The sequence below is a fragment of the Aeromonas sp. 602396 genome, assembly GCF_049173735.1.
In the GTDB taxonomy this organism is placed as follows: Bacteria; Pseudomonadota; Gammaproteobacteria; order Enterobacterales; family Aeromonadaceae; genus Aeromonas; species Aeromonas veronii_A.
On the sequence record NZ_JAAKSD010000024.1, the window covers coordinates 24,665 to 42,653 of the forward strand.

The following is a 17,989-nucleotide window of genomic DNA, read 5'->3' on the forward strand; positions in this document are numbered from 1 at the left end:
CACCACGGGGCCCTGTTTACATTGCTGCATACGTTATTTGCGCCAGAAAGGCGCCGCCCAGCGGGCCATCACCGGCACCATGGTCTTGGGATCGAGCTGGCTCATATCCTCAGGATGGTCGCTATCCTCCGGCGGGCTGAAGGCAAGGTGACGCCCTTCGCTGTTGAGGGGCTTCCAGCGCAGCGGAGTCGCGGAGCGGCGCATCGGGAAGAAACCGATAGTCGGCACATCGAGCGCACCGGCGATATGGAGCGGGCCGGTACTGCCAGCGATAAACAGGGCTGCGTTGGCCAGCACCTGACAGAACATCGGCAGACCATCGCTGGAGCGGTAGATCCAGCCATTGCCACCGTGGGCCAGCAACTCGGCCGCCAGCTGTTCGGCCATCTTCTCCTCGCCCGGGCCTGCGGTCAGCACACACTGCAGCTCGGGGCAGGCCTGATTGAGCTTGATGATGATGCGAGCATACTGCTCGATGGAGAGGTTGTTGGCCGAACCGCCGCTACCGGCATGTACCATCAGCCAGGGGCGACTGGTATCGAGCTTGAGCTTGAGCGCCAGCTGCTCGCGCACCTGCCGCAGAGTCTCCTCATCGAACTGCAGGAAGGGGGTCTTGGGCTCCACCACGGCCACCTGCTGATCGGCCAGGAAGCGGCGGATCAGCTCCAGATTGTACTCGGACTCCGGCTTCTGGGAACGGGAGCGACGCTGCACCAGTCGCTGGTTGTAGAGCACCTGCGCCAGCTTGGTCGCCGGCGCCAGCCGATAAGGGATGTGTGCCTTCCACACCAGCATGGCGTTGCGGGAGTTGGAGAAGAGGCAGATGGACGCGTCGAACGCCGCCGCCTTGATCCGCGCCAGCAGCGCTCGCTGTTGCTCCTTGTCGGCCCGCACGCCCGGATCGATGATCACCTCGTCAATCCAGGGGCAGAGCCGGGCCAGCGGGGCCGTGTAGGCCGGAACCAGGGCAGTCACATGACACTCCATGGAGCCTTTGAGCATGGCGAAACTCGGCCACGCCAGCATGAAGTCACCAATCTTGTCATTGCGAACGACCAGAATACGTTTCATAAAAAATCCCTTTGCTCCCTGTCACCAATGCAGGGAGGCTTGATGCGCGATGGCGTATTCTTGCCTGATGCACTGCTATTCTCAAGCGACGACCTTATAATGCGACCAAATTTCCAGGTTGCAGGACCGCAAAGATGACTACCAGGGTGATCTATCCCGGGACGTTTGATCCCGTTACCAATGGCCACGCCGATCTCATCGGCCGCGCCGCCAAGCTGTTTGACGAGGTGGTGGTCGGTGTCGCCAACAGCCCGAGCAAGCGACCTCTGTTCGATCTGGCAGAACGTGTCCAGCTTGTCCAGCAAGTGACCAGCACGCTTCCCAACGTCAAGGTGGTGGGCTTCTCCGGTCTGCTGGTCGATTTCGCCAAAGAGCATCAGGCCAACGTGCTGATCCGCGGCCTGCGCGCCGTCTCCGACTTCGAGTACGAGTTTCAGCTGGCCAATATGAACCGCCGCCTGATGCCTGAGCTGGAAAGCGTCTTCCTCACCCCGGCCGAGGAGAACTCCTTTATCTCCTCCACTCTGGTGAAAGAGGTGGCGCTGCACGGTGGCGACATCCGCCAGTTTGTCGACCCCGTGGTGGCCCAAGCCATCGCCGCCAAACAGAAAGGGTGATTCCCTTCCACACTGGCCATTCCCGACGGCAACAACGAACAAGGGCTACCCACGGGTAGCCCTTGTTGTATCTTTCTCGTTATAGAGAGGTCAGCATGCTTGCCGGTTACTGACGGGCAAACCGCTCATTCATCTCCTGCACCAGCAGATCGAGCCACTCGTAGCGGCGCCGGTACATGGCCCGCTTCTTGGAGGCGATCTCCTCCAGCGGCTTGCGCGGCTGGGCTTGCAGGGCGACGAAGTTGGCATCCACATCCCGGGCGCCGAATTCCTGCCACAGCTCGTCATAATCGGCCTGCAGGTTGGCTTTTTGCTTGCTGCTGTAGCGCCTAGCCTGAAACACGTGGGCACGCTTGCGCACCGCCAGCACCTCCGCCGCCCCCATGCTCTGCGCCAGTTGCAGCACCAGCTGCACCAGCAGGGATTTGGGCCGCAGGCCGTGTCCCTCTTTGGTCAGCTCGCGCACCCGATCCTGAGCATTGTCGACCGCAGGCTCCGGCCCCTGCATGGAGCCGATCATCAGAATCAAACGATCCACGCTACCCGCCAGCGAAAAGGCGCAGCTGTAGAGGCGCTGCCCCTCGCCGTTGACGATGGAGAGCGCCAGCTCGGCCTCGCGGCGGAAGGTGCCATCGTGGCGCAGCAGAATGCGGCAGCCACTCTGGGGATAGTGCCCCAGCGCGATCCCCTCGCCCAGATAGAGGGGGTCGATCAGCTGCGGGTAGCACTCCAGCAGCAACCGGTAGTGATTTTCCAGCATCTCGGCCCGCTCACGGGCGCTGGCACAGGCGAAGCGATAGGGTCGCATAGGCTTGTCGAGCAGCTCGGGATAGACCGCTGGCAGTGCCTTGAGCGAGTCGCACTGAAACAGGCTGAAGACCCGGCTCAGCGACTTGCGATAGAGCAGGCTGCGCAGCACGAACTTGCCGCGATTGAAGGTTTTCCGGTCACATCCCTCGGGGTAGAGGAAGCGGGCCATGGATTTTGCGCAATAGCGCTCCTGCCGGGATAAATATTCCCAGTCTATTGATTTTAAAGTCATTTCTAGTTCTCAAACCGCCTGAACGGCCGCTGATACTAGTAATGACTGCGCAAATATTCAACAGCCTGGAAATATGCTGTTACAACTTCCCCCGGATCGGGGAAAAAAGTACGCTCAGCGCTGGCAATGACTGCAAAAAACCGTGGTACGCTGCCCCATTCTTGTCTCGGTCAGCAGGGTGTGACAGTGGAAACAGGGCTGACCGCCACGGCCGTAGACCTGCAACTGCTGCACGAAATAGCCTGGCTTGCCATCGGCACTGGTGAAATCCTTGAGGGTGGTGCCGCCCTGCCGGATGGCTTCGGCCAACACCCGCTTGATCTCGGCCACCAGGGTTCCCAGCCGCTCGGCGCTGATATTGCCCGCCGCCCGTTTGGGGTGAATGCCGGCGGCATAGAGCGCCTCGTTGGCGTAGATGTTGCCTACCCCGACCACCACCTGATTGTCCATCAGGAACTGCTTGATGGCAGTGCTGCGCCCCTTGGCACGCCCCTGCAGGTAATCAGCACTGAAGGCATCGGTGAGCGGCTCGGGCCCCAGCTTGGCGAGCAGCGCGTGGGCTTCGGCCGGTTCCCTGGTCCAGAGCAGGGCGCCGAAGCGGCGCGGATCGTTTAGCCGCAGCAGCTTGCCATTCTCCAGCTCGATATCCACATGGTCGTGCTTCTCGGCCGGGGTGCCGATATCCAGTACCCGCAGGCTGCCGGACATCCCCAGATGGAGGATGGCGGTGCCGAAATCGGTCTCCAGCAGCAGGTATTTGGCACGGCGGCGCACCCGATGGATGGTGAGGTCCACCAGCTCCTGAATCTCACCGGGGATCGGCCAGCGCAGGCGGCCATCCCGCACCACCACGCGCGTCACCTTGATACCGGTGAGCCAGGGGGAGATCCCCTGACGGCTGACTTCAACTTCTGGCAATTCAGGCATGGGTACCTCACAAGGAAAAGGAACTCAGGGGGCAGGGCGCAGCAGATCGCGATACTGCTCGGCTGTGAGGGCGAGCCAGAGACCGGAGGGCAGCTGAGCGCCATACTGACCGCTGTTCTGATAGAGGCCGATCTCGACCGGATCGCTCTGGCCGGCAATCCACACCTTAATGGTCACCGGGGTACCGCGCACCACCTCGCCGGGAGGCAGCAACCAGCTCTGCCAGTGCGCCAGACGGGCATCCAGCTGAGCCGTGTCGAGCCCCAAATCCGGTACGCTGCGCCAGCCCTGACCAATCCGCTCAATCTGCCAACTAGGCCCCTGCCAAGTGAGCACCACGGCCGCATCCGGCAGCAAGGGGCGAGCCCGCTTGGCGCTGTTCTCCTGCTGGGCAGTCTCCATACGATGCAACAGGGTGATCACGATCAGCACCACCACAATGATCACGTTATTCCAGCCTTTGCGGCTCAATTTGAACATGGCAAGCCTCCCTTTGAACCGGCAGTGTACTGAATTCGGCGCATAAAAAAACCCGGCACGAAGCCGGGTTTTTGGGAATGCAGCATCAAGTAATTACTTGATTTTGCCTTCCTTGTAGATCACATGCTGACGAACAACGGGATCAAACTTTTTGATCTCCATTTTTTCGGGCATGGTGCGCTTGTTTTTGGTAGTGGTATAGAAGTGACCAGTACCGGCGCTGGAGTTCAGGCGAATTTTCTCGCGAATACCTTTAGCCATGATCTAATTCCTTATACCTTAACACCGCTGGCGCGCAGTTCAGCCAGAACCACTTCAACGCCACGCTTGTCGATGATACGCATGCCTTTTGCGGATACGCGCAGGCTTACGAAGCGTTTTTCACTCTCAACCCAGAAACGGTGAGTGTGCAGGTTCGGCAGGAAACGACGCTTGGTGGCGTTGTTAGCGTGCGAACGGTTGTTACCAACTGCCGGGCGCTTGCCGGTTACTTGGCATACTCTAGACATGTCAGTCTCTCCAAATCTTACTTCATTGCTCGAGCAAATATCTGCCCCGCTGGCCTTCGATTGCGGGGCAAACAGAAGGCGGCATTTTATACAGCATCCGTGATCAAAGATCAACTAATACGGTGCCAGAGCACAGTTATAGCCAACCGCGCTCGGCAAAAGAAACCGTGATGCCATCACCGATCACCAAGTGATCCAGCACTCTGATATCGATCAGGGCCAAAGCGGCCGTGATCCGATCCGTGATCTGGCGGTCGGCCCTGCTGGGCTCGGCGACGCCGGACGGGTGATTATGCGCCAGAATCACCGCGGCTGCATTATGTTTGAGCGCGATCTGCACGATTTCTCTTGGCCAGACGCTCGCCGAGTCGATGGTGCCGAAAAAAAGCTCAACAAATTGAATAACTCTGTGCTGATTGTCGAGCAACAGCAGGGCAAACACCTCGCGTGGCCGATCCCGCAGCTGGGCCTGCAGATAGTCGCGGGTCAGCTGGGGTGAAGTGAGGGCATCGCCCCGTTGCAGTTGCTCGGCCAGATGGCGTCTGGCCATCTCCAGCACCGCCTGCAACTGGGCATATTTGGCCGGGCCAAGGCCGTGCGCCTCGCAGAATGCCCGTTGATCCGCCCCCAGCAAACTGCGTAAAGAGCCGAATTGATTCAATAGATTACGTGAAAGATCCACTGCACTCAGGCCATTGACGCCGGTGCGCAGAAAGATGGCGAGCAACTCGGCATCGGAGAGCGCCGCAGACCCCTGACGCAGCAACTTCTCTCTGGGGCGTTCATCTTCCGGCCACTCTTTGATGCTCATTTGTCTCTCCCTCATCCCTGTTGAGAAAAAACATAGCAAAAAATTGCGCACGCCCGACCACACCCCTTGATGCCAACCCCTGTCGTCATCCATTGCCTGTGGTATCTTAGCCGACCAGTCAGAATGAGCCGGATAGAGAAACAGCAGATGAGATTGGCCGATAAACGCATCCTGTTGGGTGTCAGTGGCGGGATCGCCGCCTACAAGAGTGCCGAGCTGGTACGCCGCCTGAAAGATCAGGGCGCCGAAGTGCGGGTGGTGATGACCCGCTCCGCCAAGGAGTTCATCACCCCGCTGACCCTGCAGGCGGTCTCCGGTCATCCGGTGGCCTACAGCCTGCTGGACCCCTCTGCCGAAGCGGGCATGGGCCATATCGAACTGGCCAAGTGGGCCGATCTGGTGCTGATCGCCCCCGCCAGCGCCAACCTGATGGCGCGGATGGCTGCAGGCATGGCCGACGAACTGCTGACCACCCTCTGTCTGGCCACTCCGGCGTCCATCGCGCTGGCACCAGCAATGAATCAGCAGATGTATCTCAACGCCGCCACCCAGGCCAACCTCAAGACCCTGGCCAGCCGCGGCATTCTGCTGTGGGGCCCGGATGCCGGCAGCCAGGCCTGTGGCGATGTGGGCCCGGGGCGGATGCTGGACCCCCTCGAACTGGTGGATCGCTGCTGCCAGCAGCTGGCCGCCGAGCCCTTGCTGGCAGGCGTCAAGCTGCTGCTCACCGCCGGTCCAACCCGCGAGGCGCTGGATCCGGTGCGCTACATCAGCAACCACAGCTCCGGCAAGATGGGTTACGCCATCGCTCGCGCCGCTCGTGAAGCGGGCGCCGAGGTGACGCTGGTGAGCGGCCCGGTAACGCTGGCTACACCAGCTGGCGTCACCCGCATCGATGTCGAAAGCGCCGAGCAGATGCATCAGGCGGTAATGAGCCGAGTCGGCGAGTGCGACCTCTTCATCGGCTGCGCGGCGGTAGCCGACTATCGTCCTGAGCAGGTGGCCAGCCAGAAGATCAAGAAAACCGGCGACAACGACCAGATGGTGGTGAAGCTGGTGAAAAACCCCGACATCATCGCGGCCGTCGGCGCCCTTTCAGACAAACCCTTCACCGTCGGATTTGCCGCCGAAACCGTGGATGTGGAACAATACGCCCTCGACAAGTTGCAGCGTAAGCGGCTGGACATGATCGCCGCCAACGATGTGTCCCGCGAGGGGCAAGGCTTCAACGCCGATGACAACGCCCTGACCGTGTTCTGGCAAGGGGGCCAGGCCCCGCTGCCGCTGGCCGACAAGCTGACGCTGGCCCGTCACCTGATCGCCCTGATTGCGCGCCACTACCGGCACTGAGCGTCCCGACAGAACAAGACTCACGGCGCCCCGCCTTGCCAAGAGGGGCGCCAATACAAGATCCAACTGAAAAAGCGATTCATGACTACACAAATTGAACTGAAGATTCTGGATGCCCGTATCGGTACCGAGTACCCGCTGCCCGCCTACGCCACACCGGGCTCTGCCGGCATGGATCTGCGCGCACTGCTGGATGCGCCGCTGACTCTGGCTCCGGGTGATACCACCTTGGTGCCGACCGGTCTGGCCATCCACATCCAGGATCCGGGTCTGTGTGCCACCATTCTGCCCCGCTCCGGCCTCGGCCATAAGCACGGCATCGTGCTGGGCAACCTGGTCGGTCTGATCGATTCCGATTACCAGGGTCAGCTGATGGTCTCGGTCTGGAACCGCGGCAAGGATGAGTTCACCATGCAACCCGGCGAGCGCATCGCCCAGCTGGTGATCATGCCGGTAGTTCAGGCCAGCTTCCAACTGGTCGATGAGTTCAATCAGAGCGAACGGGGTGAAGGCGGTTTTGGTTCTTCTGGTCGCCAATAACAGACCACACCAGCCCGATGGCGGTGCCTAATAATAGAATCAAGCCATTGTTTTTTTAGGGGAATCCATGGCAAGCAGTAATCAGAAACAGAGTCGGCGCGATCAGATCCTGCAGGCGCTCGCCCATATGCTGGAAACCAGTCCGGGTCAGCGCATCACCACGGCCCGTCTGGCGGCCGAGGTCGGCGTCTCTGAAGCAGCCCTCTATCGACATTTTCCCAGCAAGGCGCGGATGTTCGAGGGGCTGATCGACTTTATCGAGGATTCCCTGCTGTCACGGGTCAATCTGATCATGGCGGAAGAGAAGGACACCATGGCGCGCTGCCACCATATCCTGCAGCTGCTGCTGGTGTTCGCCGAGCGCAATCCCGGCATTACCCGCATCCTCAATGGCGACGCCCTGCTGGGTGAGCACGATCGGCTGCGGGATCGCATCAGCATCCTGTTCGACAAGCTGGAGACCCAGATCAAGCAGGTGCTGCGCGAGAAGCGGCTGCGCGAGGGTCAGGGCTTCCAGCTCGACGAGACCATGTTGGCCAATCTGCTGCTGGCCTACACCGAAGGTCGCATCAGCCAGTTCGTGCGCTCCGAGTTCAAGCTCAAGCCGACCGCAGGTTTCGAAGATCAGTGGCAATTTATCCGCAGCCAACTGCTGCAGAGCTGATGTTTTTTTCGCGTCATTCAGCAAAAAGAAGAGAGGCTTTGGCCTCCCTTCTTTTTTGTGTCAGGTTTTTATGGCAGAAAAGAAGTACCAGATGCGACCCGTACTGTCGCGCTGCGGTGTTAGATTTATCCACCATAAACCTTTTAGAACCTGACAGGACATCCTATGGAACCCGAAATCATTACCGAAGCGCAGACCTGGCTGGTCAATAATCAGGGACTGCTGATCGAATACGGCGTCAATATCGCCGCCGCCCTGCTGACCCTGCTGGTCGGCTATATCGCCGCCAACCTCATCAGCGGTGGTGTGGTCAAGGTGATGCAGGCCCGCAAGCTGGACACCACCGTCACTCACTTCGTCGGCAGCATCCTCAAGTACGCCATTCTGGTGTTCGTAGTGATCGCCGCGCTGGGCCGTGTCGGCGTGCAGACCGCCTCCTTCGTCGCCATTATCGGTGCCGCCGGTCTGGCCATCGGTCTGGCGCTGCAAGGCTCGCTCTCCAACTTCGCTGCCGGCTTCCTGCTGATTATCTTCCGCCCCATCAAGGCGGGCGAGTTCATCGAAGTTGCAGGTACCGCGGGTGTAGTACAGTCCGTTCAGCTCTTTACCACCACCCTCACCTCCGGTGACAACAAGATGGTAGTAGTCCCGAACTCCGCCATCCTCAACGGCACCATCGTCAACTACTCGCGCATGGATACCCGCCGCGTCGACATGACCTTTGGCATCGGCTACGGCTCTGACCTGCGCAAGGCCAAACAGATCCTCGAGCGTCTGGTAAGCGAAGAGCCACGCATCCTGAAAGATCCGGCAGCCACCATCGCCGTTGCCGCGCTGGCCGACTCCTCGGTCAATATCGTGGTGCGCCCCTGGGTGAAAACCGCTGACTACTGGGGTGTCTGGTTCGACTTCCACGAGAAGGTGAAACTGACCTTTGATGCCGAAGGCATCGAGATCCCCTTCCCGCAGATGGTGATGCACATGCAAAAACCGCAGGCGTGATCACGGTTCTGCGGCAACAGACAATGCCAGCCTTCGGGCTGGCATTGTCGTTTCTGGCCCCAGCCCATGGCAATGTCGATGCATAACCACGCCAACCGGATGAAAACAATTTCAGGCTATCGGGGTGGCCCCAATCATGAGCAAGCGCAAGATCCGCCTTGCTTTCGTGACACATAATCCCAATGTTCTGGTTGTATGCTCCCGACAGTGACCCATTGCGGTAAAAGACAATCGGTAAAAATCTGTTACACGGGCCGCCCGGCAGGCTCGCTATAATGCTCGGATAATAAGGTTTGGCGGGACCTTGCCTGCAAGGTTCAAACACAACTTGGCATTTCAGGAATCCTATGAAAAATATCAATCCAACCCAAACCCAGGCCTGGCAGGCACTGGAAGCCCACTTTGCAGCAAACAAAGAGACTCGACTCAAGGATCTGTTCGCGCAGGACCCGAAGCGCTTTGACAAGTTTTCCCTTACCTTCGGCGGCGACATCCTGGTTGATTACTCGAAGAACCTGATCACCGAAGAAACCCTCAAGTTGCTGGTTGATCTGGCCAAAGAGACCGATCTTCGCAGCGCGATCGATGCCATGTTCAATGGCGACAAGATCAACATGACCGAAGGCCGCTCCGTACTGCACGTGGCCCTGCGCAACCGCTCCGACCGCCCCATTGAGTGCGACGGCAAGGACGTGATGCCGGAAGTGAACGCCGTACTGGCCAAGATGAAAGGCTTCTGCGAGAAGGTAATCGGAGGCGAGTGGAAAGGCTACACCGGCAAGGCGATCCAGCACGTGGTCAACATCGGTATCGGTGGCTCTGATCTGGGCCCGGTGATGATCACCGAGGCTCTGCGTCCCTACAAAAACCACCTGCAGATGCACTTCGTCTCCAACGTCGATGGCACCCACATCGCCGAGACCCTGAAGAAGATCGATCCGGAAACCACCCTGTTCCTGGTGGCCTCCAAGACCTTCACCACCCAGGAGACCATGACCAACGCCCTGACCGCCCGCGACTGGTTTATCAATATCGCCGGTGACAAGGCCCACGTTGCCAAGCACTTCGCGGCCCTCTCCACCAACGGCAAGGCCGTGGCCGAGTTCGGCATCGACACCAACAACATGTTCGAGTTCTGGGACTGGGTTGGCGGCCGCTACTCCTCCTGGTCTGCCATCGGCATGCCCATCGCCCTGTCTGTCGGTTTCGAAAACTTCGAGGCCCTGCTGCAAGGCGCCTTCGAGATGGACATGCACTTCGCCACAGCCTCCTATGAGCAGAACGTGCCGGTACTGCTGGCGCTGATTGGCCTGTGGTACAACAACTTCTACGGTGCCGAGTCCGAAGCCATCCTGCCGTACGACCAGTACATGCACCGCTTCCCTGCCTACTTCCAGCAAGGCAACATGGAATCCAACGGCAAGTACGTGGATCGCAACGGCAAGCCGGTTGACTACCAGACTGGCCCCATCATCTGGGGTGAGCCGGGTACCAACGGCCAGCACGCCTTCTACCAGCTGATCCATCAGGGCACCAAGCTGATCCCCTGTGACTTCCTGGCGCCAGCCATCAGCCACAACCCGATCGGTGACCACCATCCGAAACTGCTGGCCAACTTCTTCGCCCAGACCGAGGCACTGGCCTTCGGCAAGAGCAAGGAAGAGGTTGAAGCCGAGTTCCTGGCTGCTGGCAAAACGCTGGAGCAGGTCAAGGATCTGGTGCCGTTCAAGGTGTTCGAAGGCAACCGCCCGACCAACTCCATCCTGTTCAAGAGCCTGACCCCGAAAACCCTGGGCGCCCTGATCGCCATGTACGAACACAAGATCTTCGTACAGGGCGCAATCTGGAACATCTTCTCCTTCGACCAGTGGGGCGTGGAGCTGGGCAAACAGCTGGCCAACAAGATCCTGCCGGAGCTGGGCAACAACGAGGCTGTCACCAGCCACGACTGCTCCACCAACGGTCTGATCAACACCTGGAAAGCGTGGAAAGCCTGATTTATCCGGCCTTTCTGAATGCAAAAGCCCCGCTCGATGAGCGGGGCTTTTTTATGACTGTCAGGCTGATTTTTCTGGCTGGCCGGTCGGGTGTCCAGCCCGACCAGCGACGGGGATCGTCATCCCCGCCCCTTCATCATCCAGCCCGATGCGGGCTTAACCGCCAACGGCGATGCGTTTCATGTCCTTCATGTAACCGCGCAGTACCTGGCCGATCTTCTCGATCGGATGGTTGCGGGTCGCCTCGTTGGCCGCCAGCAGCGCCAGGTTATCGACGCTCTGCCCTTCCGCCTTGCTGGCACCCAGATCGCCCGCTTTCAGGGTCGGCATGAAGTGCTCGCGCAGCAAGGGCACGGCGGCGTTGGCGAACAGGTAGTTACCGTATTCGGCGGTGTCGGAGATGACCACGTTCATCTCGTACAGACGCTTGCGGGCAACGGTGTTGGCGATCAGCGGCAGCTCGTGCAGGGATTCGTAGTAGGCAGACTCCTCGTAGATACCGGAAGCCACCATGGTCTCGAACGCCAGCTCGACACCCGCCTTGACCATGGCCACCATCACCACGCCATTGTCGAAGTACTCCTGCTCGGCAATCTTGCCTGCGAACGCCGGGGCGTTTTCGAAGGCGGATTTACCGGTCTCTTCGCGCCAACCGAACAGCTTGGCATCGTCTTCGGCCCAGTCGGCCATCATGCCGCGGGAGAACTCACCGGCGATGATGTCGTCCATGTGCTTCTCGAACAGCGGGCGCATCAGGGTCTTGAGCTGCTCGGAGAGCTCGAAGGCGCGCAGCTTGGCCGGGTTGGACAGCCGGTCCATCATCAGGCTGATGCCACCTTGCTTGAGGGCTTCGGTGATGGTCTCCCAGCCGAACTGGATCAGCTTGCCGGCGTAGGCCGGGTCTGTGCCTTCGGCAACCAGTTTGTCGTAGCAGAGCAGAGAACCGGCCTGCAGCATGCCGCAGAGGATGGTCTGCTCGCCCATCAGGTCGGATTTCACTTCCGCCACGAAGGAGGATTCCAGCACCCCGGCACGGTCGCCGCCGGTGGCAGAGGCCCACGCCTTGGCGATGGCCATGCCTTCACCTTTCGGGTCATTTTCCGGGTGAACGGCGATCAGGGTCGGTACGCCGAAACCGCGCTTGTACTCTTCACGCACTTCGGTACCCGGGCACTTGGGCGCCACCATCACGACGGTGATGTCGGAGCGGATCTGCTGACCCTCTTCCACCACGTTGAAGCCGTGGGAGTAGCCCAGCGCGGCGCCCTGCTTCATCAGCGGCATCACGGTTTTCACTACGTCGGAGTGCTGCTTGTCCGGAGTCAGGTTCAGCACCAGATCGGCGGTCGGGATCAGCTCTTCATAGGTGCCGACCGCGAAGCCGTTGTCGGTGGCTTTCTGCCAGGAGGCGCGCTTCTCGGTGATGGCGGCCTTGCGCAGGGCGTAGGAGATATCCAGCCCGGAGTCGCGCATGTTCAGACCCTGGTTCAGACCCTGGGCACCACAGCCCACAATCACCACCTTCTTGCCCTTCAGCACGTTGCAGCCGTCCGCGAACTCTTCGCGCTGCATGAAACGACACTTGCCCAGCTGGGCCAACTGCTGACGCAGGTTCAAGGTGTTGAAATAGTTAGCCATGGTGATTGCTCCGTTCGATTGATTCCATGCCGGATAGCGGCGTTGTCTGAACCACTATAGCGCGGGACACTTATTGCCTGAACTGATATATTCGAAACAGTACGTTGCAAGAATTGAAAGATGATTCTTGGCAATTTATCCCTAAATGTGCCCCCGTTTCGACAATGTGGCCGCTGAATTGTGCGGGGATGCGGTTGCCAGAGCCGGACGGTTCGGCATGAATTTATGCCCTGACTGCAGCAGGAAGTGATCAATGGACCTTCGCAATCTCGAGCTGTTTCTCCACCTCGCCGACTCCCTTCACTTCGGCAAAAGCGCCGATGCCATGGCGGTCAGCCCCTCCACTCTGAGCCGCGCCATCCAGCGACTGGAACAGGAGACCGGCTGCATCCTGTTCGAACGGGACAACCGCTCGGTACGGCTCACCCCCGCCGGCGAGAAGCTGCGCGAATTCGGCGGCGGCCTGTTGCAGGAGTGGCGTCAGCTCAAGCAGGAGCTCAAACGTAGCGATGAACCGCTACAGGGGCGGCTGCGGGTATTCTGCTCGGTCACTGCCAGTTACTTTCTGCTGCCCGAGGTGCTGGAGCGCTTTCGCCGCCGCTACCCCCAGCTGGAGATCAAGCTGGAGACTGGCGACCCGGCGCTGGCGGTGGACAAGATCCTGGCCGACGAGGCCGATCTCGCCATCGCCGCCCGCCCCGATGCCCTGCCCGCCAAGCTGGAGTTCGCCAGCCTGCAGCTGGTACCGCTGGTCTTTATCGCGCCGCGCAATGCCCCCCAGCTGAACCAGTGGTTCCGTCAGGGAGAACCTGATTGGGAGCAGCTGCCAGTCATCCTCTCCGAGCAGGGCTTGGCCCGCAAACGCAGCGACCAATGGTTTCGCAACAAGGGGATCGCGCCCAACATCTATGCCGAAGTGGCGGGTAACGAGGGGATTGTCGCCATGGTGGCGCTCGGCTGTGGCGTAGGATTGGTGCCGGCGGCGGTGATCGACCACAGCCCGCTCGGCGACAAGGTGCGGATCATCGACCTCAAACCCGCCTTCAAGCCATTTGATGTGGGGATCGGGGTACTCAAGAAGCGGCTGGAAGAGCCGCTGATCCGCGCCTTCTGGGATACTGCGCAGAATCAGGGCTCACTGCGCTGACACCGGATTATAGATAAGGGCCGGATCGGCCATCATGATGCGGCTGGGCAGCGGCAAGTCGGGGTTGTGCAGCTCGAGGCGCACCCGCTCATCCAGTTTCAGCCGCCGAATGGTGCGGCCAAATCCCTCTTCAAAGACCCGGTCAAAAGCGCCGGATTGCCGCGCCCGCAGCATGCCGAGCTCGATGCGCTGCGCCAGCTCCGGATAGTTGGGCGAGACGAAAAACAGCAGCGCCAGCGGATAGCGAAACACCAGACGGGGCTCGATGGCGAGATCCGGATGTTGCCTGAGCTCATCCTCGACCTCGATGACCGAGCGCAGGAAGCAGTCAAAGCGCTTCTTGCGCAGCATGTTGAAGAGCGCCTCATAAAGATTGCCCACCGTCACCTTGAGGCCGTTAGCCCGCAGCAACTGGGTGTCTGGCCAGGATCTGTGCTGGCCGATGGAGAGCCCGGCTTGATGCCAGTCCGCCAACGACTCGATCGCGGCAAAACGCCCCTCGTCACCCTGCCGGATAAGACAAACCCGCCACCCCAGCAGCCCCTTGGCCAGCGGAATGTGGATTGCCAGCAACTCCCGCTCTCGCGCACCATCGGGGGCAAACACTCCGACCTGAACCAGCTCGCCGCTGCGCAGCTCCTTCACCGCCCGCCCCTGCTCCATTTGCGGACTGGAGACCAGCTGGTAGGGGCCATATTCGGGCACGGTGAGATCGAGGGAGAGGCGCAGCAACTGGACGACAGCGGGGTTGGGATGATCCAGCAGCAGATTCCAGGCGCGGATAGGCTGCTCGGCTGCCGATACGCCAACCGTCCACAGTGCCATGCACCACCACCAGACTCTGATCATCCTGTGCACCATCCGTGCCTCGTGCTCCTCGCCATACTATAACGCCAGCCAGCGCCTCAACGGCGCCCTCTCTGAAAGATGTGTGAGCGCTCTCGTGTCAAATCTCGTGTCAAAAGTGACAATAGGCAAACCCGGCAGGTCATCGCAGACTGGGCGTTCATCAACACACGCCAAGGCGCAGGGAGGAGAGCCATGAAACAGCATCTGGTAGAGATCAAGGGTTCAACCCTGTTTGAGGAGTATCTGCAAAGCATGGGCGTGCCCAGCACGGCGCTAGATCGGGAGCAAGATATCTATCTTCAGGAACGCCACCTGGGAGCCATTCGCCGGGTGCAGGGCGAACTGCGCTTTTATCTGCGTGCCAATGCCCTGAACAAACGGTGATCAGGATCCGGTCACAGAACCCGCAGCAAAGGCGTATTAGACTGGTATCTTCCCCCTTTTGTCGGGAGTGCCCATGAAAGCAAGCGGTCTGGATCGGCTGTTCAAACCCCACTCAATCGCCGTGATCGGCGCCTCGACCGACCCGCTCAAGGCGGGTCATGTGATCGTGCGCCACCTGCTGGCGGGCCAGTTCAAAGGGCCCATCCTCCCCGTCACCCCGCGCAACAAGTCCATCGCCGGCGTGCTGGCCTATCCCGATATTGCCAGCCTGCCGCTAACCCCGGATCTCGCCATCATCTGCACCAGGCGGGAGCGGGTCTTGCCGTTGCTGGAGGCGCTCGGCCAGAAGGGGGCGGGGGCGGCCATCATACTGGCCGCCGACTTTTCCCCCGAGGAGCGACTGGAGCTGAAACGGGTCTGCCAACAATATGGCATTCGCCTGCTCGGCCCCAACAGCATGGGGATGCTGCTGCCCGGCCAGGGGATCAACGCCAGCTTTTCCCCCATTGCCGCCAAGCCGGGGCAGGTCGCCTTTCTCTCGCAATCCGCCGCCGTCAGCACCACCATTCTGGATTGGGCCAAGCAGCATGAACTGGGCTTTTCCGCCTTCATCTCGCTGGGTGATCACTGCGATATCGACTTCGGCCAGCTGCTGGACCAACTCTCCCGCGACAGCGTCACCCGCGCCATTTTGATCTACATGGACAAGTTGCACGACGCCCGCCACTTTCTCTCGGCGGCGCGGGCAGCCTCGCGCAACAAGCCGATCCTGGTGCTGAAAAGCGGGCGCCACGATCCGGCCCACGGCCTCGACAATGTCTATGATGCCGCCATCCGCCGCGCCGGCATGCTGCGGGTACGGGATACCCACGAACTATTCGCCGCGGTAGAAACCTTGAGCCACTCCATGACCCTCAAGGGAGAGCGGCTTGCCATCATCTCCAACGGTCGCGGGCTGGCCAATATGGCAGTGGATGTACTGCTGGAGCGGGGCGGCAAGCTGGCTCGCCCGCCGCTCGATATCGGCAGCGATGCCACCATCACCACCTATCAGGAGGCGCTGGACAACGTGTTGCAGGAGGATGGCATCGACGCCATCCTGATCATCCACGCCCCCTCGCTCACGGCGCCAAGCGCGCCGCTGGCCAGCAATCTAATCGTCCATCTGAAACAGCATCCCAGAGCGCGCCGTTTCAACATCCTCACCAACTGGGCGGGTGAATACTCGGCGCAGGAGGGGCGCAAACTCTTTACCGAGGCGGGCTTCCCGACCTACCGCACACCGGAAAGCGCCATGGCCGCCTTCATGCACATGGTGGAATACCGCCGCAACCAGAAGCAGTTGATGGAGACACCGGCGTCACTACATGGCAACCAGCTCAATGTAGAGCTGTGCCAGCAGCTGATCCGCCAAGCGCAGCAGCGCAAGCAACTGAGACTGGATACACATCTCGTTCACCCCATTTTGCAAGCCGCCGGTCTCTCGACCCTGCCAACCTGGATCGTCACCGACGCCATCGAGGCGACCCTCACCGCCGAGCAGATCGGCTACCCGGTGGCGGTAAAACTGCGCTCGCCCGATATCCTGCACAAGTCTGCCGTACACGGAGTGGTACTCAATCTGCGCACCTCGGCCGAAGTGGCACAAGCTGCAGATGCCATTCTGGACAGGGTCAAACAGCATGATCCGGGCGCCCGTATCGAAGGCTTGCTGGTGCAGCGGATGGCTCGCCGCAGCGGCGGCCTCGAGCTGCGGGTACGCATCCAGCAAGACGCCATCTTTGGCCCCGTCATTCTGCTGGGGGAATCAGGCGCAGAACCGCAGGAGATGGTGGCAGCCTTGCCACCGCTCAATCAGGCACTGGCTCGTTACCAAATCATAGGAGCCCTCAAGAGCCGCAAGATCCGTGAGCAGGCGAGGCCGGAACAACTGGATATCGATGCCTTGGGCCAAGTGCTTTGCCAGCTCTCAGAGCTATTGCTCGCCTTTCCGGAGATTCAGGAGCTGGACCTGCACCCGCTGCAAGCATGCGGTACCGAGATGGTGGTACTGGATGCCAGCCTCACACTGACTGACCCCGCCATCCCGATAATCAACCGACTGGCGATCCGCCCCTATCCCACCGAACTGGAGGAGGGTGCCTGGCTTAAAGATCAGCGCCATATCCTGCTGCGCCCAATCCGGCCGGAAGATGAACCGGCTCACAAGCAGTTCGTGCTGCAAGTCTCTGATGAAGACAGGTACAAACGCTTCTTCGCCGATGTCGGCGAACTGGGTCACGAAGAGCTGGCCCGCATGACCCAGATCGATTACGACCGGGAGATGGCCTTCGTAGCGGTGGGGCAAGATGGCGAGCTGCAGGATCAAATCCTCGGCGTGGTACGCGCTATCTCGACCCCGGACCTGAGCGATGCCGAGTTTGCCATTCTGGTGCGATCGGACTTGAAAGGGGTCGGTCTCGGCAAATTGATGATGGAGAAGATCATCCGTTACGCCAAAGAGCAGGGGATTGGCCAGCTATCCGGCATGACCATGCCCAGCAATCGCGGCATGGTCAACCTCGCCAAACGGCTTGGCTTCAAGATCGATGTGCAGATGGACGAGGGGGTGGTCAATATGGAACTGCCCTGCAACCAGCAGAAGGCTGATTTGGCCGCCTGTAAACTCGCTCAAATGGCTGATAAGGCTCGGATATAGCCAGAAAATGGTGGAAATAACCGGCTGTCTTACGATCCTTCCGACAGGTAAAAGCCAGCCATTGGCTGGTTTAACACACTAAAAACACCAAAGCCCGGTCGTGAGACTGGGCTTTGTGTTGGTTCTGGTGTGCAAACCTGTGGGTCACTTGATAAAACCACCCATAGCAAAAAGGCCTTCCCATCTGGGAAGGCCTTCAAATTAGTGGCGGAGCGGACGGGACTCGAACCCGCGACCCCCGGCGTGACAGGCCGGTATTCTAA

18 protein-coding genes are annotated in these 17,989 nt (G+C 60.2%); 9 read left to right on the forward strand and 9 right to left on the reverse strand.

Annotation, left to right across the window (positions count from 1 at the left end):
• Positions 1 to 33 precede the first annotated feature (33 nt).
• Positions 34 to 1,071, reverse strand: a complete 1,038-nt coding sequence (locus tag G5229_RS20240; protein ID WP_213388211.1) for a glycosyltransferase family 9 protein — start codon at positions 1,069 to 1,071, stop codon at positions 34 to 36.
• A 134-nt stretch (positions 1,072 to 1,205) separates the two neighbouring features.
• Here G5229_RS20240 and coaD point away from each other — a divergent pair, with 134 nt between their 5' ends.
• Entirely contained in the window at positions 1,206 to 1,688 is a 483-nt protein-coding gene (gene coaD / locus G5229_RS20245) for a pantetheine-phosphate adenylyltransferase (RefSeq protein ID WP_040069411.1), read from the forward strand.
• A gap of 106 nt (positions 1,689 to 1,794) precedes the next feature.
• Here the strand turns inward: coaD and G5229_RS20250 are convergent, their stop codons facing one another.
• The 6 genes from G5229_RS20250 to radC all read right to left on the reverse strand — a co-directional run bounded on the left by G5229_RS20250 (position 1,795) and on the right by radC (position 5,457).
• Complete coding sequence (locus G5229_RS20250; RefSeq protein ID WP_216952390.1) at positions 1,795 to 2,667, reverse strand: VirK/YbjX family protein; 873 nt, start codon at positions 2,665 to 2,667, stop codon at positions 1,795 to 1,797.
• 177 nt (positions 2,668 to 2,844) lie between these two features.
• On the reverse strand, positions 2,845 to 3,657 hold the full coding sequence (mutM, locus tag G5229_RS20255; protein ID WP_005357390.1) for a bifunctional DNA-formamidopyrimidine glycosylase/DNA-(apurinic or apyrimidinic site) lyase: 813 nt from the start codon (positions 3,655 to 3,657) through the stop codon (positions 2,845 to 2,847).
• A 24-nt stretch (positions 3,658 to 3,681) separates the two neighbouring features.
• Complete coding sequence (locus G5229_RS20260) at positions 3,682 to 4,137, reverse strand: hypothetical protein (protein ID WP_129504963.1); 456 nt, start codon at positions 4,135 to 4,137, stop codon at positions 3,682 to 3,684.
• Positions 4,138 to 4,230: 93 nt separating this feature from the next.
• Positions 4,231 to 4,398 carry a 50S ribosomal protein L33 gene (gene rpmG / locus G5229_RS20265; RefSeq protein WP_005307500.1) on the reverse strand — a complete coding sequence of 56 codons (168 nt, stop codon included), beginning with the start codon at positions 4,396 to 4,398 and terminating at the stop codon, positions 4,231 to 4,233.
• 11 nt (positions 4,399 to 4,409) lie between these two features.
• Positions 4,410 to 4,646, reverse strand: a complete 237-nt coding sequence (gene rpmB, locus G5229_RS20270) for a 50S ribosomal protein L28 (protein ID WP_005307492.1) — start codon at positions 4,644 to 4,646, stop codon at positions 4,410 to 4,412.
• 136 nt (positions 4,647 to 4,782) lie between these two features.
• Complete coding sequence (gene radC / locus G5229_RS20275) at positions 4,783 to 5,457, reverse strand: RadC family protein (RefSeq protein ID WP_421210219.1); 675 nt, start codon at positions 5,455 to 5,457, stop codon at positions 4,783 to 4,785.
• A gap of 147 nt (positions 5,458 to 5,604) precedes the next feature.
• On the opposite strand from radC, the gene coaBC reads away from it, so the two are divergent.
• From coaBC to pgi, 5 genes are all read left to right on the forward strand, one after another.
• Complete coding sequence (coaBC, locus tag G5229_RS20280) at positions 5,605 to 6,807, forward strand: bifunctional phosphopantothenoylcysteine decarboxylase/phosphopantothenate--cysteine ligase CoaBC (protein ID WP_421210221.1); 1,203 nt, start codon at positions 5,605 to 5,607, stop codon at positions 6,805 to 6,807.
• Positions 6,808 to 6,888: 81 nt separating this feature from the next.
• Positions 6,889 to 7,347, forward strand: a complete 459-nt coding sequence (gene dut / locus G5229_RS20285; RefSeq protein WP_005339498.1) for a dUTP diphosphatase — start codon at positions 6,889 to 6,891, stop codon at positions 7,345 to 7,347.
• Between the two features lie 67 nt (positions 7,348 to 7,414).
• The gene (gene slmA / locus G5229_RS20290) at positions 7,415 to 8,011 is read left to right on the forward strand and encodes a nucleoid occlusion factor SlmA (protein WP_005339495.1); all 597 of its coding nucleotides are present in this window, start codon (positions 7,415 to 7,417) and stop codon (positions 8,009 to 8,011) included.
• Positions 8,012 to 8,176: 165 nt separating this feature from the next.
• A complete protein-coding gene (locus tag G5229_RS20295) occupies positions 8,177 to 9,013 on the forward strand; it encodes a mechanosensitive ion channel domain-containing protein (protein WP_005339493.1) in 837 nt (278 codons plus the stop codon).
• A gap of 347 nt (positions 9,014 to 9,360) precedes the next feature.
• On the forward strand, positions 9,361 to 11,010 hold the full coding sequence (gene pgi, locus G5229_RS20300) for a glucose-6-phosphate isomerase (protein ID WP_021231531.1): 1,650 nt from the start codon (positions 9,361 to 9,363) through the stop codon (positions 11,008 to 11,010).
• Positions 11,011 to 11,166: 156 nt separating this feature from the next.
• Here the strand turns inward: pgi and ilvC are convergent, their stop codons facing one another.
• Complete coding sequence (gene ilvC, locus G5229_RS20305) at positions 11,167 to 12,648, reverse strand: ketol-acid reductoisomerase (protein ID WP_041210772.1); 1,482 nt, start codon at positions 12,646 to 12,648, stop codon at positions 11,167 to 11,169.
• A gap of 253 nt (positions 12,649 to 12,901) precedes the next feature.
• Here ilvC and ilvY point away from each other — a divergent pair, with 253 nt between their 5' ends.
• Positions 12,902 to 13,795 carry an HTH-type transcriptional activator IlvY gene (gene ilvY / locus G5229_RS20310; protein ID WP_005342097.1) on the forward strand — a complete coding sequence of 298 codons (894 nt, stop codon included), beginning with the start codon at positions 12,902 to 12,904 and terminating at the stop codon, positions 13,793 to 13,795.
• On the opposite strand, the gene G5229_RS20315 is transcribed toward ilvY, so the two are convergent.
• Complete coding sequence (locus G5229_RS20315) at positions 13,784 to 14,644, reverse strand: hypothetical protein (protein ID WP_421210224.1); 861 nt, start codon at positions 14,642 to 14,644, stop codon at positions 13,784 to 13,786. The genes ilvY and G5229_RS20315 overlap by 12 nt on opposite strands.
• A 192-nt stretch (positions 14,645 to 14,836) precedes the next feature.
• Between G5229_RS20315 and G5229_RS20320 the strand changes: the two genes are divergently transcribed.
• Entirely contained in the window at positions 14,837 to 15,028 is a 192-nt protein-coding gene (locus G5229_RS20320) for a hypothetical protein (RefSeq protein WP_124930448.1), read from the forward strand.
• 73 nt (positions 15,029 to 15,101) lie between these two features.
• Positions 15,102 to 17,726 carry a GNAT family N-acetyltransferase gene (locus G5229_RS20325; RefSeq protein WP_421210226.1) on the forward strand — a complete coding sequence of 875 codons (2,625 nt, stop codon included), beginning with the start codon at positions 15,102 to 15,104 and terminating at the stop codon, positions 17,724 to 17,726.
• Positions 17,727 to 17,989 lie beyond the last annotated feature (263 nt).